Annotated in this window: 21 protein-coding genes and 2 tRNA genes; 16 read left to right on the forward strand and 7 right to left on the reverse strand. The window is 75.9% G+C overall.

The window, feature by feature from the left end; all coding sequences use genetic code 11:
- The first annotated feature begins 9 nt into the window (after positions 1-9).
- On the forward strand, positions 10-621 hold the full coding sequence (locus tag KPL60_RS19550; protein WP_226355646.1) for an MSMEG_1061 family FMN-dependent PPOX-type flavoprotein: 612 nt from the start codon (positions 10-12) through the stop codon (positions 619-621).
- On the opposite strand, the gene KPL60_RS19555 is transcribed toward KPL60_RS19550, so the two are convergent.
- A complete protein-coding gene (locus KPL60_RS19555; RefSeq protein WP_226356672.1) occupies positions 608-1,579 on the reverse strand; it encodes an o-succinylbenzoate synthase in 972 nt (323 codons plus the stop codon). The genes KPL60_RS19550 and KPL60_RS19555 overlap by 14 nt on opposite strands.
- Positions 1,580-1,628: 49 nt before the next feature.
- On the opposite strand from KPL60_RS19555, the gene KPL60_RS19560 reads away from it, so the two are divergent.
- The 4 genes from KPL60_RS19560 to KPL60_RS19575 are packed head-to-tail and all read left to right on the forward strand — an operon-like array spanning position 1,629 to position 5,322.
- A complete protein-coding gene (locus KPL60_RS19560) occupies positions 1,629-2,234 on the forward strand; it encodes a TetR/AcrR family transcriptional regulator (protein WP_226366760.1) in 606 nt (201 codons plus the stop codon).
- 26 nt (positions 2,235-2,260) lie between these two features.
- Positions 2,261-3,022, forward strand: a complete 762-nt coding sequence (locus KPL60_RS19565; protein ID WP_226366761.1) for a siderophore-interacting protein — start codon at positions 2,261-2,263, stop codon at positions 3,020-3,022.
- A gap of 52 nt (positions 3,023-3,074) precedes the next feature.
- Entirely contained in the window at positions 3,075-3,815 is a 741-nt protein-coding gene (locus tag KPL60_RS19570) for a response regulator transcription factor (RefSeq protein WP_226366762.1), read from the forward strand.
- Between the two features lie 4 nt (positions 3,816-3,819).
- Positions 3,820-5,322 (forward strand): cell wall metabolism sensor histidine kinase WalK, encoded by a 1,503-nt coding sequence (locus tag KPL60_RS19575; RefSeq protein ID WP_226355642.1) that lies wholly within the window; start codon positions 3,820-3,822, stop codon positions 5,320-5,322.
- Here the strand turns inward: KPL60_RS19575 and KPL60_RS19580 are convergent.
- The 3 genes from KPL60_RS19580 to KPL60_RS19590 all read right to left on the reverse strand — a co-directional run bounded on the left by KPL60_RS19580 (position 5,311) and on the right by KPL60_RS19590 (position 7,257).
- Positions 5,311-6,105 carry a MerR family transcriptional regulator gene (locus KPL60_RS19580; protein ID WP_226355641.1) on the reverse strand — a complete coding sequence of 265 codons (795 nt, stop codon included), beginning with the start codon at positions 6,103-6,105 and terminating at the stop codon, positions 5,311-5,313. The genes KPL60_RS19575 and KPL60_RS19580 overlap by 12 nt on opposite strands.
- A 349-nt stretch (positions 6,106-6,454) precedes the next feature.
- Positions 6,455-6,994: a spermidine N1-acetyltransferase gene (gene speG / locus KPL60_RS19585; RefSeq protein WP_226355640.1), complete on the reverse strand. Its 540-nt coding sequence runs from the start codon at positions 6,992-6,994 to the stop codon at positions 6,455-6,457.
- 62 nt (positions 6,995-7,056) lie between these two features.
- A complete protein-coding gene (locus KPL60_RS19590) occupies positions 7,057-7,257 on the reverse strand; it encodes a hypothetical protein (protein ID WP_226355639.1) in 201 nt (66 codons plus the stop codon).
- Positions 7,258-7,422: 165 nt separating this feature from the next.
- Here KPL60_RS19590 and KPL60_RS19595 point away from each other — a divergent pair, with 165 nt between their 5' ends.
- Both KPL60_RS19595 and KPL60_RS19600 read left to right on the forward strand, forming a co-directional pair.
- Complete coding sequence (locus tag KPL60_RS19595; RefSeq protein ID WP_226366763.1) at positions 7,423-9,081, forward strand: AMP-binding protein; 1,659 nt, start codon at positions 7,423-7,425, stop codon at positions 9,079-9,081.
- Between the two features lie 53 nt (positions 9,082-9,134).
- Positions 9,135-10,046, forward strand: coding sequence for a sucrase ferredoxin (locus tag KPL60_RS19600; RefSeq protein WP_226366764.1), 912 nt, complete (start codon positions 9,135-9,137; stop codon positions 10,044-10,046).
- Here the strand turns inward: KPL60_RS19600 and KPL60_RS34760 are convergent.
- Together KPL60_RS34760 and KPL60_RS19610 are read right to left on the reverse strand one after the other, a co-directional pair.
- Positions 10,043-10,828, reverse strand: a complete 786-nt coding sequence (locus KPL60_RS34760; protein WP_226366765.1) for an HAD family hydrolase — start codon at positions 10,826-10,828, stop codon at positions 10,043-10,045. The genes KPL60_RS19600 and KPL60_RS34760 overlap by 4 nt on opposite strands.
- Positions 10,825-11,325, reverse strand: coding sequence for a GNAT family N-acetyltransferase (locus KPL60_RS19610; protein WP_226366766.1), 501 nt, complete (start codon positions 11,323-11,325; stop codon positions 10,825-10,827). Before KPL60_RS19610 ends, KPL60_RS34760 begins: the two co-directional genes overlap by 4 nt.
- A gap of 112 nt (positions 11,326-11,437) precedes the next feature.
- Here KPL60_RS19610 and KPL60_RS19615 point away from each other — a divergent pair, with 112 nt between their 5' ends.
- From KPL60_RS19615 to KPL60_RS19640, 5 genes are all read left to right on the forward strand, one after another.
- Positions 11,438-13,555: a glycosyltransferase family 39 protein gene (locus KPL60_RS19615; protein WP_226366767.1), complete on the forward strand. Its 2,118-nt coding sequence runs from the start codon at positions 11,438-11,440 to the stop codon at positions 13,553-13,555.
- Between the two features lie 83 nt (positions 13,556-13,638).
- A complete protein-coding gene (locus tag KPL60_RS19620; protein WP_226366768.1) occupies positions 13,639-14,940 on the forward strand; it encodes a bifunctional glycosyltransferase family 2/GtrA family protein in 1,302 nt (433 codons plus the stop codon).
- Positions 14,937-17,027, forward strand: coding sequence for a glycosyltransferase family 39 protein (locus tag KPL60_RS34300; protein WP_305080699.1), 2,091 nt, complete (start codon positions 14,937-14,939; stop codon positions 17,025-17,027). The genes KPL60_RS19620 and KPL60_RS34300 overlap by 4 nt, the downstream gene beginning before the upstream one ends.
- Before the next feature lie 206 nt (positions 17,028-17,233).
- The gene (locus tag KPL60_RS19635) at positions 17,234-17,785 is read left to right on the forward strand and encodes a PH domain-containing protein (protein ID WP_226366770.1); all 552 of its coding nucleotides are present in this window, start codon (positions 17,234-17,236) and stop codon (positions 17,783-17,785) included.
- A complete protein-coding gene (locus KPL60_RS19640; RefSeq protein ID WP_226366771.1) occupies positions 17,782-19,419 on the forward strand; it encodes a PH domain-containing protein in 1,638 nt (545 codons plus the stop codon). Before KPL60_RS19635 ends, KPL60_RS19640 begins: the two co-directional genes overlap by 4 nt.
- A gap of 8 nt (positions 19,420-19,427) precedes the next feature.
- Here KPL60_RS19640 and KPL60_RS19645 read toward each other — a convergent pair whose 3' ends face one another.
- A complete protein-coding gene (locus KPL60_RS19645) occupies positions 19,428-20,996 on the reverse strand; it encodes a helicase HerA-like domain-containing protein (RefSeq protein WP_226366772.1) in 1,569 nt (522 codons plus the stop codon).
- A gap of 79 nt (positions 20,997-21,075) precedes the next feature.
- On the opposite strand from KPL60_RS19645, the gene orn reads away from it, so the two are divergent.
- The 4 genes from orn (at position 21,076) to KPL60_RS19665 (ending at position 22,885) form a co-directional block, all read left to right on the forward strand.
- Positions 21,076-21,708 carry an oligoribonuclease gene (gene orn / locus KPL60_RS19650; protein WP_208821361.1) on the forward strand — a complete coding sequence of 211 codons (633 nt, stop codon included), beginning with the start codon at positions 21,076-21,078 and terminating at the stop codon, positions 21,706-21,708.
- Positions 21,709-21,772: 64 nt separating this feature from the next.
- Positions 21,773-21,845 (forward strand) — tRNA-His (locus tag KPL60_RS19655).
- Between the two features lie 81 nt (positions 21,846-21,926).
- Positions 21,927-22,002: transfer RNA gene (locus KPL60_RS19660), tRNA-Lys, on the forward strand.
- 100 nt (positions 22,003-22,102) lie between these two features.
- Positions 22,103-22,885: an SDR family NAD(P)-dependent oxidoreductase gene (locus KPL60_RS19665; protein WP_226355629.1), complete on the forward strand. Its 783-nt coding sequence runs from the start codon at positions 22,103-22,105 to the stop codon at positions 22,883-22,885.
- Positions 22,886-22,901 lie beyond the last annotated feature (16 nt).

The following is a 22,901-nucleotide window of genomic DNA, read 5'->3' on the forward strand; positions in this document are numbered from 1 at the left end:
GGGGATGCGATGGAACACGTGACCGACGAGGCCAGGCTCCGGGAGATCATCGGCGAGGTGCCCGAGTTCATCCGGGACAAGGCGCGCGACCGGGTGGACCCGGTGACCGCGGAGTTCCTGGCCGCGTCGCCGTTCTTCCTGCTGGCGACGACCGGGCCGGACGGCGTCGACGTCTCGCCGCGGGGCGACCCGGCGGGCTCGCTGATCGTGCTCGACGAGCACTCGGTCGCCTTCGCCGACCGCAAGGGCAACCGGAAGCTCGACTCGATGCGCAACATCCTGCACGACCCCCGGGTCGGGATGATCGTCGTCGTGCCGGGGTCGAACGACACCGTGCGGATCAACGGGCGGGCCCGGATCGTGTACCGGCCGGACTTCGCCGACCGGCTCACCGTGAAGGGCTCGACCCCCGAGGTGGCGATCGTCGTCGAGATCGACGAGCTGTTCCTGCACTGCGCGAAGGCGTTCCTGCGCTCGTCGCTGTGGGACACGGCGACCTGGCCGGGCAAGGCCGCGGTGCCCAGCGCCGGGAAGCTGGTGAAGGGCCAGTACCAGGTGCCCGGTCCGGCGCGGGCGATCGACGCGGCGCTGCGCCGCGACGGGCGGGTCAACCAGTACTGACCCGGCCGGCGCCGGTGGCCGCGTCGAGCAGGGCGGCGACGCGGTCGTGCCGGTCGCGCCACCAGGCGGCGCGGTCCGGGGCGGCGGCGACCCCGGCCCGGTGCACCGGCTCGGGCGCGACCCGCGGCACGGGCAGGTAGCCCCGCTGCGGGGCGAGCGGCTCGGCGACGACGTCGGCGGCCAGCAGCGAGACCGTCCCGAGCCCGCAGGCGTGGTGCAGCTCCGGCAGCGCCCCGGCCAGCGCGAGCCCGGCGGCGAGCCCGACGCTCGACTCCACCGCCGAGGACACGACGACCGGCAGCCCGACCTCCTCGGCGATCCGCAGGGCCCGGCGCACCCCACCCAGCGGCGACACCTTCAGCACGACGACGTCGGCCGCCCCGGCCCGCACCACCCGCATCGGGTCCTCGGCGCGGCGGATCGACTCGTCGGCGGCGATCGGCACGTCCACCTTCCGGCGGACGGCGGCGAGGTCCTCGACCTCCCAGCAGGGCTGCTCGACGTACTCCAGTCCCCCGGCGGCCCGGTCCAGCTCGCCGATCGCGGCGACGGCCGTGTCGACGTCCCAGGCGGCGTTGGCGTCCACCCGGACCAGCCCGGCGGGGCCGAGCGCGTCGCGGACGGCGGCGACGCGCTCGACGTCCCCGGACAACGGCGCGCCGGCGTCGGCGACCTTGACCTTCGCGGTGGTGCAGCCGGAGGCGCGCACGATCCGCTGCGCGTGTTCGGGGCCGACGGCGGGCACGGTGCAGTTGACCGGTACCCGGTCGCGCACCGGCTCCGGCCAGCCCACCTCGGCCGCCTCGCGGGCCGCGGCCAGCCACGCGACGGCCTCGCGGTCGTCGTACTCGGGGAAGGGGCAGAACTCCCCCCAACCGGCCGGGCCGGACAGCAGCAGGCCCTCGCGCACGGTGATCCCGCGGAACCGGGTGGTCATCGGCAGGGAGTAGACGTCCATTCCGCTCACTTCCTACCGTCGGTAACTTACTGCGGGTAAGCTCTCGCCCGTGACCGCGCAGACCGTACCCGGCCCCCGCCGCCGCGTGCCCAGGGCGGAGCGGGAGCGTCAGATCGTCGACGCGGCCGTCGCCGTCTTCGGCGAGCGGGGCTACGCCGAGGTCTCGATGGAGCAGGTCGCGGAGCGGGTCGGGGTCACCAAGCCGGTGCTCTACACCCACTTCGGGTCCAAGGAGGGCCTGCTGCTGGCCGCGATCGCGCGGGCCCGGTCCGAGCTGCTCGACGTCGTCGCACAGGCGGCGGGGGCCGCGGACTCGCCGGAGGCGATGCTGCGGGGCGGGACGCTGGCCTTCTTCCGCTACCTCGACCGGCGGGCGCCCGCCTGGCAGCTGTTCTGCTCCGAGGCCGGGGTCACCGACACCGCGCTGGAGGAGATCCGCGCCCAGCAGACCGACTTCACCGCCGCCCTGCTCGCCGCGCAGGTCCCCGGCACCGAACCGGCCCGGCTGACCGGCTGGGCGCAGGTGATCGTCGGGGCCTGCGAGCGGCTCGCCGTCTGGCGCGGCCAGGACGAGTCGGTCACCGCCGAGCAGGCCACCGAGTACCTGATGGACCTGGTCTGGACCGGCCTGGCGGGCCTCGGCCACCGGGCCTGAGCGCGCGTCCGGGACAATTCCCGGCCATGAGCACGACCGCACCACGCCTGCTGCAGGTGGCCCGCACCGAGCGGGTCACCCCCGGCATGGTCCGGGTGACCCTGACCGGCGAGGAGCTGGCCGGGTTCCCCGGGCACGGCCCGGACCGCCGGATCAAGATGTTCTTCCCGGTCGAGGGCCAGGAACGGCCCGCCGTGCCGCGCGCCTCGACCGGCGGACCGGTCTGGCCCGCCGGGGAGGCCCGCCCGGCGATCCGCACCTACACGGTGCGCCGCTTCGCCCCCGACGCCGGCGGCCACGGTGAGCTCGACGTCGACTTCGTCGTGCACGCCGGGCACGGCCCGGCCGCCGCCTGGGCCGTGTCGGCCGCCCCCGGGGACTGGGTCGGGGTGTCCGAGCCCGGCGGGCGCTGGGAGCCGGACCCGGCCGCCGCGCACCACCTCGTGATCGGCGACGAGTCCGCGCTGCCCGCCATCGCGACCGTCTGCGAGACCCTCGCCGAGGACGCGCCCGGGGTGCCGGTCCGGGTCGTCGCCGAGGTCGCCGACGCCGGCGAGGAGCAGACCCTGCCCGGCGACGTCGCCGTCACCTGGGTGCACCGGGGCGACGCCCCGGCAGGTGAGCCGCTGGTCGCGGCGGTGCGGGCCGCACAGCTGCCCGACGGGCGCGGCCAGGCGTGGCTGTCCGGCGAGTCCGCCGCGGTCAAGGAGCTGCGCGCGCACCTGCTCGGCGAGCGGGGGTTCGACCGGCGCGCCGTCTACGCCACGGGGTACTGGCGCGCCCGGTGAACCGACAGCCGGTGCACAGCCGTCGCACAGGTTCGTGCGGTGTGCTCCTAGCATGACCGAGGTGATGGACCGGGACGCCGACCCGCTGCGCCGCGCCGACGGCGGCCCGATCCGGGTGCTCGTGGTGGACGACGAGTCGACGCTGTCGGACCTGCTGTCGATGGCCCTGCGCTACGAGGGCTGGGAGGTCCGCGCCGCCGCCGACGGCATGTCCGCGGTCCGCCACGCCCGCGAGTTCCGCCCGGACACGATCGTGCTGGACGTGATGCTGCCCGACTTCGACGGCTTCGAGGTGCTGCGCCGGGTCCGCGCCGACACCCCCGAGGTGCCGGTGCTGTTCCTGACCGCGCGCGACGCCGTCGAGGACCGGGTCGCGGGCCTCACCGCGGGCGGCGACGACTACGTCACCAAGCCGTTCTCGCTGGAGGAGCTGGTCGCGCGGCTGCGCGGGCTGCTGCGCCGCGCCGGGATGGCCGCCGCCCAGCGCTCCTCGGAGCTGGTCGTCGGCGACCTGGTGCTCGACGAGGACGCGCACGAGGTGTCGCGTGCCGGCGACCCGGTGGAGCTGACCGCGACCGAGTTCGAGCTGCTGCGCTACCTCATGCGCAACCCGCGCCGGGTGCTGTCGAAGGCCCAGATCCTCGACCGGGTGTGGAACTACGACTTCGGCGGCCAGTCCAACGTGGTCGAGCTCTACGTCTCCTACCTGCGCAAGAAGATCGACGCCGGGCGCCGGCCGATGATCCACACGGTGCGCGGCGCGGGCTACGTGCTGCGTCCCGCGGCGGAGTGACCCGGTGGTCGTCACCCGCGTCTCCGGCCGGGTCCGCTCGCTGCGGGCCCGGCTGGTCGTCACGGTGCTGCTGCTGTTCACGGTGGCGTGCGTGGCGATCGGCGTCGCGACGACGCTCTCCCTCGACCGCTACCTGTCCACCCGGCAGGACCACGAGCTGTCGTTCTCCCTGGAGGGCTTCGTCGCCCAGCAGACCGGGCGCGCCCCCGGGCCGCTGACCCAGGACGAGGGCGACGGGACCGGCGCCCCGTCCGGCGACGGCGGCCGGCGCTCCGGCCCGCCCGACGGGGTGTTCCTCGGCCCCGGCCCGAGCGCGAACGCGATCGGCGCGGTGTTCGACGACGGCCGTGTCGTCGTGGCCCGGCTCGCCCAGCGCGGCGGCACCAGCACCGCGGTGTCCGACGACGACCTCGGCGCGCTCCGATCGGTGCCCGCCGACACCGCACCGCACGACGTCACCCTGTCCCTGGGCGACTACCGGGCGATCGGCTGGACCGAGGGGACGACGACCTACCTGATCGCACAGCCGGACAACGCCGGCGCCACCGTGACCAGGCTCGTCGTCACCGAGCTCGTGGTGCTGGGCGGGGCGGTGGTGCTCGCGGGCATCGCGGCGGCCGTGCTGGTGCGCCGCGAGCTGCGCCCCCTGGAGCGCGTCGCCGGCGTCGCCGCGCAGGTCGGCGACCTGCCGCTGGACCGGGGCGAGGTCCACCTCGCCGCCCGCGTCCCCGACCCCGACCCCCGCACCGAGGTCGGCCAGGTCGGCACCGCGCTCAACCACATGCTCGACAACGTCGAGGGCGCGCTCGCCGCCCGCCAGGAGTCCGAGACCCGGCTGCGCCGCTTCGTCGCCGACGCCAGCCACGAGCTGCGCACCCCGCTGACGGCGATCCGCGGCTACGCCGAGCTGTCGCGCCGCGAGCGCGACCCGGTCCCGGAGCGGACCACGCACGCACTGGCCCGGATCAGCTCGCAGGCCGAACGCATGTCCACCCTGGTCGAGGACCTGCTGCTGCTCGCCCGGCTCGACGCGGGCCGCCCGCTGGAGCGCGCCGAGGTGGACCTCACCCGGCTGGTCCTCGACGCCGTCGGGGACGCCCACGTGGCGGGCCGCGACCACCGCTGGTTCCCGCAGCTGCCCGACGAGCCGGTCACGGTCACCGGCGACGCCCACCGGCTCGCCCAGGTGGTCACCAACCTGTTCGCGAACGCCCGCACCCACACCCCGCCCGGCACGACGGTCACCGTCTCCCTCGACCGGCCCGTCCCCGGCCGGGTCCGGCTGCGGGTCGCCGACGACGGCCCCGGCATCGCCCCGGACGTCCTGCCCCGGGTGTTCGAGCGGTTCGCCCGCGGCGCGGAGGGACGCACCCGCGCCGGGAACGACACTCCCAGCACCGGGCTGGGCCTCGCGATCGTGGCCGCGGTCGTCGCCGCCCACGACGGGACGGTCGGGGTCGACAGCGCCCCCGGCCGGACGGTGTTCACCGTCGACCTACCGGTCTGAGTACGGCTCCGCGGCCCCGGGGCCGACGGGCGGGTCGGCCGGGGCGAGGTCGGTGGACAGCCGGCGGATGAAGTCGTCCATCGCCTGCTGCATCGTCTGGCGGAAGGCGCCCAGCAGCGACTGGGTGGCGACCGGCTGCAGGGCCTCGACCGCCGTGCGCAGGTCCGCGACGCCGCTGCGGGGCAGCCCGGCCGCGACGTGCGCCGCCCAGACCTGCTCCCGGAACAGCTCGACGAAGATCTCGGCGATCTCACGGGTGCGGGTCAGCAGCTCGTCGCCGACCTGCTGCACCGCCTCCGGGGCCAGGCCGAGGGCGACGGCGTGCGCCCCGGACCGGACCATCGACGGGTTGAGCACGCGCAGCCGCCCCGGGCCGGTGCGCTCGATCATCCCGGAGGCGACCAGCTGCCCGACGAACTCCGGGGACGTCCGGGCGCCGGCCCACTCGGCCAGGTCCTCCTCGGCGAGCTCGACCGGCTCCTCCGGCTGCCACGGGGCGAGCATGCCGCGGTAGAGGCGCAACGCCTCCTCGGCGCTGCCGGAGGGGGTCTGGTTGATCAGCACACCGATCGCGGCGAGCGAGAACCCGCGCCGCTGCAGGCCGGCGATCAGCTCCAGCCGGGCCAGGTGGACGGGGCCGTACCAGGCGGTGCGCCCGCGCATCTCCCCCGGCTGCAGCAGCCCGCGGGACAGGTGGGCGCGCACGTTGCGGACGGTCATGCCGGCACGCGCGGCGAGCTTGTCGATCGGGAACTCGTCCCCGGCCGTCGGAGTTCCGGACATCGGGGCGGATCCTACCCGGGGTAGCCGGGCGCGCACGGCGACGACGGGCGGGCCGCAACCACCCCGTGACCCGCGGCGACGACGGTCGCGGGCACTCACCCGACGATCAACGATGTCATCGGTTGCCCGATCCGCACCGCGACATCGAGCTGACACCGACCCACACCCGGTTCCTGCTGGTCATGGGCGCAGCGTAGCGGAACGTTGACACGAGTACGTGGCGGGATAGTACTGTTCATGGGTGTCGTCGTCATCACGGTCGACGCGCCCGACTCCGGTCGCATGCCCGCGACCGGTGCACGCCGGGCCGGCCGACGGGTCCCCCTCCCTGCCGGCCGGTCCGGTCCGCTCAGCGCGGTCCGTCGACGGTGCGACCGAGGTGCTCGCGCTGCAGCACCGCCATCCGGTACGCGTCGTGGTAGCGGCCGCTGGCGAAGTACTCCTCGCGCAGCTCGCCCTCCACGACGAAGCCGGTGCGTTCGTAGGCGCGCACGGCGCGGGCGTTGTCGACGTCGACGACGAGGTACACCTTGTGCAGGTTCAGCACGCCGAAGGCGTAGTCGAGGGCCGCGGCGGTGGCGCGGGCGGCGAGACCCCGGCCCTGGAAGGCGGGGGCGACGATGATCTGGAACTCGGCGTTGCGGTGGATGTAGTCGATCTCCACCAGCTCGACCAGGCCGGCGCGCTCGCCGGCGCAGTCGATGATGAACCGCCGCTCGCGGTTGTCGTGCACGTGCCGGGCGAAGATCTCCTGCAGCTCGACGAGCGACTCGTAGGGCTCCTCGAACCAGTACGACATGATCCCGGAGTCGTTCGACAGCCCGTGGACGAACGGCAGGTCCTCGCGCTCGAGGGCGCGCAGCCGCATCTCGGGGGTGGGCGTACTCATGGGGCCTCCGCGGTCGACGGGCCCGGTGCCCGTCGACCCGGGAACCTACGAGGCCGGGGCGTTCAGCGCCCGGCGCGGGCCCGCTGCGGTGTGCAGGACGGACAGTCGCGCCACGGCAGGGCGCGCGCGTCGGCGGGCCGGGCCGCTCCGCAGCGGCAGACGCCGGCGAGGCCGCCGAACCCGGGCATCGACTTGGTCGGACGTCCCGCGCGGACCAGGGTGCGGCCGGAAGTGGACGTGCGTGTGGGCAGGTAGAGGCGCATCAGGATCCCCGACGGTGTGTGGTGGAGAGTTCGGCGACCTGTGGGTCACCGAGGGACACATCGTCTTCACCCTACGAAACATGACGGACATGCTCAGTGACCTCTGACACAGATCCCCGGACCGGACCCGACGCGGCTGCGGGTGGCCCTGCCAGACTGCGCCGCATGGCTGGCTCCCCGCTGCTCCAGAACCTCTCCGGCACCGCCCGTACCGCCTACGAGCTGGGCAGCGGCACCGCCCGCGCCGCCGTGGCCCTGACCCGCTCGGGAGTCGTCCGCCCGCTCGGCCCCGGGAAGCTGTACGGGATGGGCCGGGCCCTGGTGCGCTACGGCAACAGCATCACCGCCGCGTTCGCCGTCGGGGCGGCCCGCCACCCGTACCGGCTCGCCGTCGTCGACGACGACGGGGTCACCACCTACGCCGAGCTGGAGGCCCGCACCGACAGCCTCGCGCTGGCGCTGCTCGACTCCGGCGCCGGGCCGGGCGCCCCGGTCGGGGTGCTGTGCCGCAACGCCCGCGCGCCGATCGAGGCGATGGTCGCGGCGGGCAAGGCGGGCGCCGACGTCGTGCTGGTCAACACCGGGCTCTCGGCCGAGCAGATGCGCGGGGTGCAGGAGCAGCAGCAGCTGCACACCCTCGTCGCCGACCCGGACTTCCTCGACATCGTCCCGGACGGGCCGCGCGTCGTGCTGACCCGCACCCCGGACGGGCCGCGCCCCGCGGGCGACCGCGCGCTCGACGACCTCGACGCGATGGTCGAGCGCGGCGGGCCGGGCGAGCTGCCGTTCAAGCCGGAGCCGTCCAAGCAGATCGTGCTGACCTCCGGCACCACCGGGACGCCGAAGGGCGCCAAGCGGCCGCACCCGTCGACCCTCGCCCCGGCGGCGTCGATCCTGTCGGCGATCCCGCTGCGCGCCGGTGAGCCGACGCACATCGCCGCACCGCTGTTCCACACCTGGGGCAACGCCGGGCTGCTGCTCGCCTCGCTGCACGGCGCGACCGTCGTGCTGCGCCGCAGGTTCACCCCCGAGGGGTTCCTCGACGCCGTGCGCGAGCGCCGGTGCACGACGGTGTTCGCGGTGCCGGTGATGCTCCAGCGGGTCCTGGAGTCCGAGGCCGAGGGCTGGGGCGACGACGAGGGCCCGCGGATCGTGGCCGTCTCCGGGTCGGCGCTGCCCGGCGGGCAGGCCAACCGGTTCATGGACCGCTTCGGCGACTGCCTCTACAACCTCTACGGCTCCACCGAGGTCTCCTGGGTCTCGATCGCCGGACCGGAGGACCTGCGCGACGCCCCCGGCACCGCGGGCCGCGCCCCGGCCGGCACCACCCTGGTCATCCTCGACGACGACGACCGGCCCGCCGCGGCAGGCGTCGACGGCCGGGTGTTCGTGGGCAACGACCTGCCGTTCGAGGGCTACACCGGCGGCGAGGACGGCCTGGAGGAACGCGACGGGCTGCTCGGGACCGGCGACGTCGGACACCTCGACGAGCAGGGACGGCTGTTCCTCACCGGCCGCGCCGACGACATGATCGTCTCGGGCGGGGAGAACCTGCACCCCGGCCCGGTCGAGGAGCTCGTCTCGGGGATGGACGGGGTGCGCGAGGCCTGCGTGCTCGGGGTGGACGACGACGAGTACGGCCAGCGGTTCGCCGCCTGGGTGGTGCTCGAGCCGGGAGCCGACGTCACCGCGGACGCGATCCGCAGCCGGGTGAAGTCCGACCTCGAGAAGTTCGCCGCCCCACGGGACGTGCACTTCCTGGACGAGCTGCCGCGCAACCAGACCGGCAAGGTCCTGCGCAAGGAGCTCCCCGGCCGGGAGTGACCCGACCGGGCGTCCCGGGTTGAAGTCAGGGAAACCTTCCCTAAGATGGCCCGATGACGGTCACCGCGGCACGTGGCGCACTCGGCGGTCCCCCCGCCGGGGCGCCCGCCGCGGGCTGTGCCGGGCTGAGCGAGGCCGTCGGCGAGCCGATGACCGGCACCGCGCCGCACGTGCGCCGCCTCGTCGCCGTCGAGCACATCGGGGCGTGGCCGCGGAAGGTCGCCGACCACCCGGACCCGGCGGTCACCGCGCTGTCCGACCGGCTCCGCGCCGACGACGTCATCCTCCTGCTGATCCGCCGCCCCGGCCGCGAGGGCCGCTGCGACGCCGACGGCGACCGCACCGTCTACGTCGCCGACCTCGCCCCGGGCGGCTCGCGGGTGTGGTCGCGCACCGTGCGCGGCACCGACGACCTCGCCCGCATCGACCTCGACCCGGGCGCGGGCACGCCGGTCACCGACCCGGTGATGCTGGTGTGCGCGCACGGCAGACGTGACGTCTGCTGCGCCGTCCGCGGCCGCGCGCTCGCCGGGGAGCTGGCCGCCGAGGGCGCCGACGTCTGGGAGTGCACCCACCTCGGCGGGCACCGGTTCGCGCCGACCGCGCTGGTGCTGCCCACCGGCTACGCCTACGGCCGCCTCGACACCGGCGGTGCGCTGGCCGCGCTCAAGGCCGCGGCCGGGGGCGGCGTCGACCCGTGGAGCTGCCGCGGGCACACCGGGCTGGACCCGGTCCGCCAGCTCGCCGAGCTCGCCGTGCGCGAGCACACCGGCATCGGGGACGCCTCGGCGCTGCTCGTCGACGCCGTCGACGGACCCGGGGACGTGACCGTCCGCTCCCGCGACGGCCGGACCTGGACGGTGCCGGTGGTCCTCGACCCGTCGCTGCCGCCGCGGCCGCCGTCCTGCGGGGCGGCCCTCGAGGCGGCGACGCCGCTGGTCGCGGGCACCCCCGTCGAGCACTAGCCGAACGCGCGCTCCAGGGCGCGGGCCAGGCCGTCCTCCGCGACGGTGCCGGTGGACTCGTCGGCGTCGGCGTGCACCTGCGGCGGGGCCTGCCCCATCGCGATCCCGCGGCCCGCCCAGCGCAGCATCGCGCGGTCGTTGTCGCCGTCGCCGACGGCGAGGACCTCGGAGCGGTCGACGCCGAGCCGGGCCGCGACCCGCGCGAGCCCGGACGCCTTGGACACCCCGGCCGGCACCAGCGTCACCCACGGCAGCTCGTGGTCCAGGGTCGGCTCGGTGCCGGGAACGTGCAGCCGGGCCGCGCGGGCCGCGGTCTCGTCCGGGTCGTGTCCCGGCCAGTACATGACGAGCTTGGGCGTCGGCTCGTCGAGCAGACCGGCGCGGCCGACCTCGGTGACGGTGCCGGCGAGCACGCCGTCCGGGAACGGGGCGCTGACCCGCTGCCCGACGCCGACGTGCTCGCAGGCGAACACCGCCCCCGGGAACAGCCCGGTCATCGCGTCGAGCGCCGCGGTCACGGCCTCGGGGGCGAGCCGCTCCATCGCCAGCACCCGGCGGGTCGCGGTCTCCATCTCGACCGCGCCGTTCGAGGTCAGGGTGACGCCGTCGCGCAGCCCGATCGCGTCCAGCGCGCCGGCCACGCCGACGACGGTCCGGCCGGTGCACAGCATCACCTCGGCCCGGGTCCCGGCGAGCGCGATCGCGTCGAGGACCGCGGGGCTCGGGGGCCTGCGCCCGTGGACGATGGTGCCGTCGATGTCGAGCGCGACGAGCCTGATCACGTGCCCGACCCTACGTCGAGCCGGAACCGTGCGACGCCGTCGCGGGTCCCGGTGGGGCGCATCCCGATCCGCTGCAGCACCCGCTCCGAGGCCGGGTTGCCCGGCTCGACGCCTGCGACCAGCGGGGACGCCCCGGCCGAGCGGGCCAGCGCGAGCAGCAGGCGGGCGGCCTCGACGGCGTAGCCGCGGCCGCGGCGGGAGGGCACCACGCCGTAGCCGAGCTCGACGGCGGCCGGGCCGTCGTCGGGGGCGGGGAACAGGCCCGCGCCGCCGACGACCGTGCCGCCGTCGCGTTCGACGAGCAGCCGGTGCCCGAGCTCGCCCCAGCCCGGCCCGGACGGGTCGCGGGCGAGGAGCCGGGCGATCACCCGGTCGCCCTCGGCGGGGAAGTCCGGCGCCCAGTCACCGCGCCGGGTCCCGGCGACGACGGCCGCCGCGACCTCCGGGGTCCAGCCGGGGAGCACCAGCCGGGGGCCGGTCGGGACGGGGGTCGACACACCACCGATCCTCCCCGGCGCCCGCCCCGTGCCGGCGTCGGGGTGGACCGGCACAGGTGGTTCACAGGTCGATCACCGGTTCCGCACAGCGCGGCGGAGCAGCGTCGCCCGGGTGACGAGCACCCTGTCCCGGCCCCGGCCCGCCCCCGCACCGTCCCCGCCGCCGACCCGCCGGTGGCGGCACCTGCCGCTCGCGGTGCTGCTCGCCGCGACGGCCGCGCTGTACCTGTGGGGGCTGTCGGCCTCGGGCTGGGCCAACGCGTTCTACGCGGCGGCCGCGCAGGCGGGCGGGCAGAGCTGGTCGGCGTGGTTCTTCGGCGCCTCCGACGCGGCCGGGGGCATCACCGTCGACAAGGCGCCGGGGGCGCTGTGGCCGATCGGGCTGGCGGTGCGGCTGTTCGGGCTGTCGAGCTGGAGCGTGCTGGTGCCGCAGGCGCTGATGGGCGTCGCCGCGGTCGCGCTGCTGCACGCCGCGGTCCGGCGCGTCGCCGGGCCGGGGGCCGGGCTGGTCGCCGGGGCCGCGCTCGCGCTCACCCCGGTCGCGGTGCTGATGTTCCGCTTCGACAACCCCGACGCGATGCTCGTGCTCGTCCTGACCGGCGCCGCCTACGCCCTCACCCGGGCGATCGAGCAGGGCCGCACCCGGTGGCTGGTGCTCGTCGGGGTGCTGATCGGCTACGGCTTCCTCACCAAGATGCTGCAGGCGTTCCTGGTGCTGCCGGCGTTCACCGCCGTGTGGCTGCTCGCCGCCCCGCTCGCCTGGTGGCCGCGGATCCGGGCGCTGCTCGTCGCCGGGGCCGCGCTGCTGGTCTCGGCGGGCTGGTGGGTGCTGGTCGTGGAGCTGTGGCCGGCCGCGGACCGGCCCTGGATCGGCGGCTCCCAGGGGAACAGCGTGCTGGAGCTGGTCTTCGGCTACAACGGCGTCGGCCGGCTCACCGGCGACGAGGTCGGCTCCGTCGGCGGCGGCGCGGGCGGACGTGCCGGTGGCTGGGGCCGGACCGGGCTGCTGCGGCTGTTCGGCTCGGAGATGAGCCGGGAGGCGTCCTGGCTGCTGCCCGCGGCGCTGGTGCTGCTCGGGGTCCTGCTGTGGTGGACCCGGCGGGCCCCGCGCACCGACCCGCTCCGCGCGGCGACCGTGCTCTGGGGCGGGTGGCTGCTGGTCACCGGGCTGACGTTCAGCCTGATGGCCGGGATCGTGCACAGCTACTACACCGTCGCGCTGGCCCCGGCGGTCGCCGCGCTGGTCGGGATCGGCGGGGCGACGCTGTGGCGGGACCGTGCGTCCGCGGCCGCCCGCTGGTGGCTGGCCGTGGCGGTCGCGGCGACGGCGGTGTGGGCCTACGCCCTGCTGCCCGCGGCCTGGCTGGGGTGGCTGCGGCCGGCGGTGCTCGTCGTCGGGCTCGGCGCGGCGCTCGCCCTGCTCGGGGTGCACCGGATGCCGCGGGTGCTCGCCACCGGGGTGCTCACCGCGGCGCTGCTGGCGGGGGCCGGCGGGACGACGGCCTGGGCGCTGGCGACGGCGGCGACACCGCACGCCGGCGCGATCCCGAGCTCCGGGCCGGAGGGCTACGCGTCCGGACCGGGCGGGGGCCGGGGTGGCCCCGGCGGGATGCGCGGGCCGTGGGCCGGTTCCGGGTCCGGCGCCCCGGGTGGCGCATCCGGCCCGGCCGGAACCGTCACCGGTGGGGCCGTCGGGGCACCGGGCGCGGCCGGGGGTGGTACGGCTGCGGGCTCGGCCGGGACCGGTGGGTCCGCGGGCGCACCGGGTGCCGCGACGGCGGGCGGGCCGGGCGGCCGGTGGGCCGGTGGCGGACCCACCCGGGGGCCGGGCGGTGCCGGCGGGCGCGGCGGCGGGCCGGGCGGCATCCTCAGCGCCCCCACGCCGTCGTCGCAGGTCACGGGGTTGATCGCGGCAGACGCGGACGACTTCACCTGGGCCGCGGCCACGGTGAGCTCCATGCAGGCGGCGGGCTACCAGCTCGCCTCGGGGGCACCGGTGCTCGCCGTCGGCGGGTTCAACGGCACCGACCCCTACCCGACGCTCGCGCAGTTCCGGCAGATGGTGGCGCAGCACCGGATCCACTGGTTCATCGGCTCCGCGGGCAGCGACATGATCTCCACCGCCTCCGGCGGCAGCGACGACGCGCGCCTCATCGCCGAGTGGGTCGCGGCGACGTTCCCGGCCCGCACCGTCGACGGCGTCACCCTCCACGACCTGAGCGCGTCGTGACCCGGCGGGCGGCCGACCGGCTCACAGCCGACGCACAGGTCGATCACACGGCCGCGACAGCGCAGGCCCCGATCGTCGATCCCATGACCACAGTCGTCGCCGGCCCCGCCACCGGCACCCACCCGGGCCACCCCGAGGCGCGTCCGTCCGACCGCGGCCGGACCGTGCTCGACATCGTCGTCCCCGTCTTCGACGAGGAGCGCGACCTGGAGTCCTCGGTGCGGCGCCTGCACGCGTTCCTCACCTCCGGGTTCCCCTACTCCTTCCGGATCACCGTCGCCGACAACGCCAGCACCGACGCCACCCCGGCGATCGCCCGGCGGCTGGCCGCCGAGATCCCCGAGGTCCGCACGGTGCGCCTGGAGCAGAAGGGCCGCGGCCGCGCCCTGCGCCGGGTCTGGTCGGACTCCGACGCCGATGTCCTCGCCTACTGCGACGTCGACCTGTCCACCGACCTCGGCGCGCTGCTCCCGCTCGTCGCCCCGCTCGTGTCCGGGCACTCCGACCTCGCGATCGGGACCCGCCTGGGTCGCGGCTCGCGGGTGGTGCGCGGCCCGAAGCGGGAGTTCATCTCGCGCAGCTACAACCTGATCCTGCGCGGCGCGCTCTCGGCCCGCTTCTCCGACGCCCAGTGCGGGTTCAAGGCGATCCGCTCCGACGTGGCCCGGCGGCTGCTGCCGCTGGTCGAGGACACCGGCTGGTTCTTCGACACCGAGCTGCTGGTGCTGGCCGAGCGGTCCGGGCTGCGCATCCACGAGGTGCCCGTCGACTGGGTCGACGACCCGGACTCCAGCGTGGACATCGTGGCGACGGCCGTCGCGGACCTGAAGGGCGTGTGGCGGGTCGGCCGGGCACTGGCGACGGGTGCGCTGCCGCTGGCCGAGGTCCGCGCGCAGCTCGGGCGGGCGCCGCTGGCCCCGCCGGAGGTGCCCGGGGTGCCCCGGGCGATGCCGTTCCAGCTGGCCCGCTTCGCCGCGATCGGCGTCGCGTCGACGGTGGCGAACCTGCTGCTGTTCCTCGCGCTGCGCGGGATGCTCGGGCCGATCGCGGCGAACGTCGTCGCGCTGCTGGTCTGCGCGGTCGCCAACACCGCGCTGAACCGGCGGTTCACCTTCGGGGTCCGTGGCCGGGACCGCGCGGTCACCCACCAGTTCCAGGGGCTGATCGTGTTCGCGCTCGGCCTCGTCCTGACCACCGGCGCCCTCGCCGTGCTCGGCGCCGTCGCACCCGGCGCGCACCTGGCCGTCGAGGCCGCGGTGATCGTCGGGGCCAACCTGGTCGCGACGGTGCTGCGCTTCGTCCTGTTCCGCTCCTGGGTGTTCCGCTCCTGGGTGTTCCGCACCCGGTCCACCACCGCACCGCTCGAGAAGGCGACCGCCGCATGACCAGCACCCTCGACCGGTTCCCCACCCGGTCCGACGCTCCCCCGCCCCCGTCCGACGGTCCCCGCCGCTGGACCCGGCCCGGCTCGGTCGCCGCGCTGCTCGTCGCGACGGGCGCGCTCTACCTGTGGAACCTGGGCGCCTCCGGCTGGGCCAACTCCTTCTACGCCGCCGCGGTGCAGGCCGGGGCGAACGACTGGACGGCGTTCTTCTTCGGCTCCCTCGACCCGGCGAACGCGATCACCGTCGACAAGCCGCCCGCGTCGCTGTGGCCGATGGAGATCTCCGCACGGATCTTCGGGTTCTCGTCCTGGAGCCTGCTGGTGCCGCAGGCGCTGATGGGCGTCGCCGCGGTCGGGCTGCTGTACGCCGCGGTGCGCCGGGTGTCCGGGCACGGCGCCGGGCTGCTCGCCGGGGCGCTGCTGGCGCTGACGCCCGTCGCGGCGCTGATGTTCCGCTTCGACAACCCCGACGCGCTGCTGACACTGCTGCTCCTCGCGGCGGCGTACCTGCTGGTCCGGGGTCTGGAGGACGGCCGGAACCGGTGGATCGCCGCGGTCGGGCTGCTGCTCGGTTTCGCGTTCCTGACCAAGTCCCTGCAGGCGTTCCTGGTGCTTCCCGGTCTGGCCCTGGCCTGGCTGTGGGCCGCACCCGGCCGTCCGTGGCGACGGGTGTGGCAGCTGCTCGTCGGCGGTGCCGGGATCGTCGTCGGCGCCGGCTGGTGGCTGCTCGCCGTCGCGCTGTGGCCGGTCGACGCCCGCCCCTACATCGGCGGGTCCGGGGACGACACCCCGCTCGGCCTGGCCTTCGGCTACAACGGGCTGGGCCGGCTCGTCGGCGGCGAGGGCGGCCGCGGCCGTGACACCGTGCGCGACGCCGCGGCCGGTGCGTTCCCGGGTGGCGCCCCCGCCGGTGGCGGCATGCCGCCGGGTGGTCCGGGTGGTGGGAGCTTCGGCGGTCAGGCCGGGTTCCTGCGGATGTTCGAGACGTCGTTCGGCACCCAGGTCTCCTGGCTGCTCCCGGCCGCGCTGCTGCTGCTCGTCGCGGCGCTGGTGCTGCGCGGCCGCGCGGTGCGCACCGACGCCGTCCGCGGCTCGCTGCTCGTGTGGGGCGGCTGGACGCTGGTGACGGTGCTGGTGCTGTCGTTCATGGAGGGGATCGTCCACCCGTACTACACGGTGGCGCTGGCGCCCGGGATCGCGGCGCTGGTCGCGGTCGGCGGCCGCGAGCTGCTCGCGCACCGGGACCGACGGTGGGTCCGTGGGGTGCTCGCCGTCGCCGTCGCCGGGACCGCGGTGTGGGCGTTCGTGATGCTCGGCTGGTCGCCGCAGTTCCTGCCCTGGCTGCGCTGGGTGGTGCTGGTGGCCGGCGTCGTGGCCGGCGCGGCCCTGCTGGCCCCCGCCCGCGGACGGCGATGGCTCGCCGTGGCACTCGGCGTCGCGGTCCTGAGCGGGGTCGCCGCCCCCGCGGCCTACGCGGGCCAGACCGTGGCGACCCCGCACGAGGGCTCCATCCCGACCGCCGGGCCGGAGGTCGCCGGAGGCGACCGGGGCCCGGGCGGGTTCCGCGACCGGCGGGGCGACCGGGACCGGGGCCTCGACGGGACCGGCGCGGCGGCTCCCGGCGGACCCGGGGGCCCGGCCGGTACCGGCCCGTCGGCCGGCGGCGGGCTCCCGGCCGGTACCGGGCAGGGCGGTGCGTGGCAGGGCGGGAGGTTCGGCGGCGGCCCGGAGACCGAGCGGACCGGCGCGCAGGTCGTCGCGCTGCTGCGGGACGCGGGTCCCGCCCGCTGGGCCGCGGCGACGATCGGCTCGCAGGGCGCGGCGTCGATGATGCTCGCCGCGGGCGGGGACACCGCCGTCATGGCGATCGGCGGCTTCTCCGGCAGCGACCCCTCCCCCACCCTGGAGCAGTTCCGGCAGTACGTCGCGCAGGGCGAGGTCCGGTACTTCGTCGGCGCCGGCGAGCGGGGTGGCCCCGGCGGCGGCCGCGGCACCGGGGCGGAGATCACCGCCTGGGTCGCGCAGCACTACACCGCGACGACCGTCGACGGCACCACGGTCTACGACCTGTCCGCGCCGGCCCACTGACCGTCGTCGCCCGCCGAGTGGCACACCGCGTACCCGGGCCCGGATCCCGGACGCACGTGGTGTGCCACTCGGCGGCACCCTCTGTCGGCCGCGCCCCTCTGTCGGCCGCGCCCCTCTGTCGGCCACGCTCCCTCTTTCGGCCACAGTGGGGTCTCCGACGGCGTGCTCGGATGCTCCCGCCGGGTGCGGTTCGGCAGAGTGGGACCATGACCGCCTCCGGCCCCCGCACCGGCGACCCCGGACCCGGGATCCCGACCGACGCGCTGCCGCTCCCGTTGCGCCCACCCGCGAACCGGGTCGACCCCCGCGCGATCTGGTGGTGGCGGCTCTCGGCGGCGCCCGTCCCGCTCGTGCTGCTCGTCGGCCAGGTCGTCGCGTGGTTCCTGCTGCCCGCGGTCCCGTGGCACGGGGTGCTGATCGCGACCATGGTGCTGACGGTGCTGTGGCTGCTGGTCGGGACGCTCGTCGTGCCCGGCCTGCGGTACCGGCTGCACCGCTGGGAGGTGACCGAGGACGCCGTCTACACCCGGTCGGGCTGGCTGGTGCGGGAGTGGCGGATCGCGCCGATCCCGCGGGTGCAGACCGTCGACACCGAGCACGGCCCGCTGCAGCAGGCGCTGCGCCTGGCGACGGTGACCGTCACGACCGCGTCGGCCCGCGGCCCGGTCCGCATCGCCGGCCTCGACGCCGACGCCGCCGCCGAGCTCGCCCGCCGGCTCACCGAGACGACCGGGCGGCACAGCGGGGACGCGACGTGACCGAGCCCGCACCCGTCGCACCCGTGGACGGCACCGGCACGACCCCCGACGAGGTCGGCTGGCGACGGCTGCCGGGCCGGATGCTGCTCGTCGGCCCGGCCACCGCGCTGCTGCGGCTGGCCCCCGCGCTGGTCGTGCTGGTCCTGTTCGGCGCGGGCAGCGGCAACTCCACCCAGGTCTGGATCGCGGGGGCGGCGGTCGTCGTCGCGGTCGCGGTGGGCGTCGTGCGCTGGCGCACCACCCGCTACCGGATCACCGACGAGCGCGTCGAGCTGCACAGCGGGCTGCTGAACCGGCAGCGCCGTTCGGTGCCGCGGGACCGGATCCGCACCGTCGACCTGACCGCACCGCTGCTGCACCGGCTCGTCGGGCTGTCGGTGGTGAAGGTCGGCTCCGGGCAGAGCGGGTCGGACGCGGGCCTGGACCTCGACGCCGTCATGACCGACGAGGCCGAACGGCTGCGCCGCGAGCTGCTCGCCCGCCCCGCCCCGGCACGCGGACCGGCCGCGGTCGCCGACGGGACCGGGACGGACCGGGCCCGGGTCGAGGGGGACGGTGCCGACGGCAACCATGCCGACGGGGACGCGGCCGCCGGCGACGGGACCGCAGGCCCGGCCGATCACGTCGACCCCGCGGGCGCAGAGCTCGACCGGATCCGCTGGTCCTCGCTGCGCTTCGCCCCGCTGACGGTCAGCTCGCTGGCCGCGATCGGTGCGCTGGCCGGCGCCGGCTGGAACGTACTCAACGAGACCGGCCTCGACCCGCGCTCGCTGCCCGGCGCGGACGCCGTCGCCGGGGAGCTGTCGGCCGCACCGGTCTGGGCGACGGTGCTCGTCGCGGTCGGGCTCCTGCTGCTGGTCATGGTCGCCGGCAGCATCGTGCTGTTCGTGGAGCGCTGGTGGGACTACCGGCTCAGCCGCGAGCCCGACGGCACGCTGCGGGTGCGACGCGGCCTGCTGACCAAGCGGTCGCTGTCGGTGTCCGAGCAGCGGCTGCGCGGGGTGACGGTGTCCGAGCCGCTGCTGGTGCGGGCCCTGGGCGGCGGCGCCCAGGCCGGGGCGCTGACCGTCGGGCTGGCCGGGGAGGACAAGGACTCCGGCGGCGGCGCCCTCGGCCCGCCGGTGCGCCGCGCGCACGCCCACGCCGTCGCCGCGACGGCCGCACGCGCGACCGGCCCCGTCACCGACGGCCCGCTGCGGGCGCACCCGGCGCGGGCCCGGACCCGGCGGCTGGTCCGCGCGGTCGGTCCGGCGCTCGTCCCCGCCGCGGCGCTCGGGGTGCTCGCCTGGTTCGACGCCGCGGTGTGGCCGGTCGTGGTGGGTGTGGCACTGGTGGTGCTGGCCGTGCCGCTCGCGCTGGACCGTTACCGCGCCCTGGGCCACCGGCTCGACGAGCGCTACCTCGTCGCCCGGCACGGGTCGCTGCTGCGCACGACGACCGCGCTGCGCCGCGACGGCGTCATCGGCTGGCGGGTGCGGCAGAGCCTGTTCCAGCGCCGCGCCGGGGTGCTGACGCTGGAGGCGACCACCGCCGCGGGCGGCGGCGCGGTGCAGGTGCTGGACCTGAACCCCGCCGACGCCGTCGCGCTGATGGCCGCGGTGACCCCGGACGCGGTCGCCCCGTTCCGGGCCTGACCCGGGGGTCAGCGACGCCGGCGGGTCCCGAACAGGCTGCGGGTGATCTCGCGGGTCACCGTGTTGGTGAGCTGGCGGCCGGTCGGCGACTGCAGGAAGTCCCCGATCTTGGAGAAGAACCCGCCGCCCGGCGAGTCCTGCGGCGGAGGCGGGGGCGGCGGGGCCTGGCCCGGCTCCGGGGCGGGTGCCGGGGGCGCCTCGACCGGCGTCGCCTCGCCGCCCGGCCCGGCCGCGATGCTCGCGGTGAGCTTCTCGTAGGCGGACTCGCGGTCCACCATCTGTCCGTACTTCGCCTGCAGCGGTGAGGCGGCGGCGTCGGCGCGGACGTCGTCGACCGGCAGGGCGGCCATCAGCGAGCGCGGGGCCCGCAGCCGGGTCCAGGCGACCGGGGTGGGCGCGCCGCGCTCGGACAGCACCGTCACGACCGCCTCACCGGTGCCCAGCGAGGTCAGCGCCGACTCCAGGTCGTAGACGTCGGACTTCGGGTAGGTCCGCACCGTGCGCGACAGCGCCTTCTGGTCGTCCGGGGTGAAGGCCCGCAGCGCGTGCTGGATCCGCGCGCCCAGCTGGGACAGCACCTCGTTCGGCACGTCGGTGGGCAGCTGGGTGCAGAAGAACACGCCGACGCCCTTGGACCGGATGAGCTTGACGGTCTGCTCGATGCGGTCGAGGAACGCCTTCGAGGCGTCGGTGAACAGCAGGTGCGCCTCGTCGAAGAAGAACACCAGCTTGGGCCGGTCGAGGTCGCCCGCCTCGGGCAGCTCCTCGTACAGCTCGGCGAGCAGCCACATCAGGAACGTGGAGAACAGCACCGGGTTCGCGGCGCGTTCGGCCAGCTCCAGCAGGGTGACGACGCCCTTCCCGTCGATCTGACGCATCAGGTCCGCGGGGTCGAACTCGGGCTCGCCGAAGAACTCCTCGCCGCCCTGGGCCTCCAGGTTGACCAGCGCGCGCAGGATGACCCCGGCCGTCGCCGGGGAGACCCCGCCGATGCCCTTGAGGTCGGCCTTGCCCTGGTCGGAGGTGAGGTGCTGGATGACCGCGCGCAGATCCTTGGTGTCGAGCAGCGGCAGCCCGCGCTGGTCGGCCCAGTGGAAGATCAGGCCGAGGGTGGACTCCTGGGTGGCGTTGAGGCCGAGCACCTTCGCCAGCAGGATCGGGCCGAACTGGGTCAGCGTCGCCCGCACCGGGACGGCGACGCCGCCGTCGCCCAGCGACAGGAACTGCACCGGGTACGCGGTCGGGACCCAGTCGTCGCCGGTGTCGGTCGCGCGGGCGGTGACCTTGTCGTCCGGCTCGCCCGCACGGGCCATGCCGGACAGGTCGCCCTTGACGTCGGCGAGCAGGACCGGGACCCCGGCGTCGGACAGCTGCCCGGCCAGCGCCTGCAGGGTCTTGGTCTTGCCGGTGCCGGTCGCCCCGGCCACCAGGCCGTGCCGGTTCAGCGTCGCGAGCGGGATCCGGACCCGTGCCTGCGGGTCGCACACCCCGTCGACCAGGACGGTGCCGAGCTCCAGCGCGGCCCCGTCGGTGGCGTATCCGGCGGCGATGGTGCGAGCAGGTGTGTCGTCAGCCACGGCGCGAGCCTAGGGCACTCCCCCGACGGTGACGGGCGAGGCTCGCACCCGTCGCACCGATGTCACCTAGGCTGTGGCGATGACCGATCGGCTGGTGTGGATCGACTGCGAGATGACCGGGCTGGATCTGGGCTCCGACGCCCTGATCGAGATCGCGGCACTGGTCACCGACGGCGACCTCAACATCCTCGGCGAGGGCGTCGACGTGGTGATCGCCTGTGACGACGCGAAGCTCGACGCGATGCCCGACGTCGTGCGCGACATGCACGCCCGGTCCGGGCTGACCGAGGAGGTCCGGCGCGCGACGGTCACGATCGAGCAGGCCGAGAAGATGGTGCTCGACTACGTCCGCACCCACGTCCCGGACGCCCGCTCCGCGCCGCTGGCGGGCAACTCGATCGCGACCGACCGCGGCTTCATCGCCCGGGACATGACCGAGCTCGACGGGTACCTGCACTACCGGATGATCGACGTCAGCTCGGTGAAGGAGCTGGCGCGGCGCTGGTTCCCGCGGGTGTTCTACGCGAAGCCGGAGAAGGGCCTCGCGCACCGCGCGCTCGCCGACATCCGCGAGTCGATCCGCGAGCTGGCCTACTACCGGCAGGCGCTGTTCGTGGCCCCGCCCGGTCCGACGACCGAGCAGGCGCAGGCCGCGGCGGCCGCGGTCGCGCACGTCGCGGCACCCCCGGAGGGCGGTACGACCCCCGCCTGACACCCCCCGGAGCGGGCGGGCTACAGTAGTCCAGCGCTTCCGGGAGTGCCCGGGAGAACGCATGGTGGGTGTAGCTCAGTTGGTAGAGCACCTGGTTGTGGTCCAGGGGGCCGCGGGTTCAAGTCCCGTCACTCACCCGGTCGCCGCCTCGGCGATCGATCCCACCGCACGTCCGGGATCGATCCTCCGTGCGTGGGCGAGGCACGACAACTCCACACGCGCCGTTAGCTCAATTGGCAGAGCAGCTGGCTCTTAACCAGCGGGTTCGGGGTTCAAGTCCCTGACGGCGCACCATCACGACGGCCGCCCTCCACACGGAGGGCGGCCGTCGTCGTCGTGGGGCACGGTCCACGGTTTTCTAGCGAGGCTTAGAAACGGTCGTTATGCTCGCCGCGTGACCGACCCCGCACCCCCGCCCTCCCCCGGCCCCCGCCCGTGGGTCCTCGTCGCCGGAGGGTCCGGTGGGATCGGCGCCGCCGTCTGCACCGCGCTCGCCGACGACGGCTGGGACGTCGCCCTCACCTACCGAGCGAACGCCGGCCGCGCCGAGGAGACGGCGGCGGCCGTGGCCGCGCGCGGCGCGCGCGTCCGGACCGAGGCGCTCGACCTGCGCGACGCCGGGGCGACCGGCGCGCTGGTCGACACCCTCGCCCGGGAGCACGGGCTGGCGGGCGTCGTCTACGCGGCGGGCCCGCACATCCACATGGACTACGTCGCGAACACCTCCCCGGAGCGGATGCGCGACCAGCTCCACGACGACACCCTCGCCTGCTACACGCTGCTGCAGGCGTCGCTCGCGGCGCTGCGGGAGACCTCGGGCGCGATCGTCGCCGTGTCGACGCCGGCGGTCGTCCGCTACCCGAAACGCGACCTGCTCTCCTCCGCCCCCAAGGCGGCCGTCGAGGCGATCGTGCGCGGGATCGCCGCCGAGGAGGGGCGCTACGGGGTGCGGGCGAACTGCGTCGGGCCGGGCCTGATCGAGGCCGGGATGTGGCACGACCTGAACGAGCGCGGCGACTACACCGAGCGCGCCCTGGAGATCGCCCGGTCGAACATCGCGCTGCCGCGGCTCGGGACGGCCGAGGACGTCGCGCACGCCGTGGCGTTCCTGCTCTCGGCCCGGGCGGGCTGGGTCACCGGGCAGACCCTGTACGTCGACGGCGGGTACAGCGTGTGATCCGGGCGACCCCGCG

The organism is Pseudonocardia sp. ICBG162 (assembly GCF_020496225.1).
Taxonomy (GTDB): domain Bacteria; phylum Actinomycetota; class Actinomycetes; order Mycobacteriales; family Pseudonocardiaceae; genus Pseudonocardia; species Pseudonocardia alni.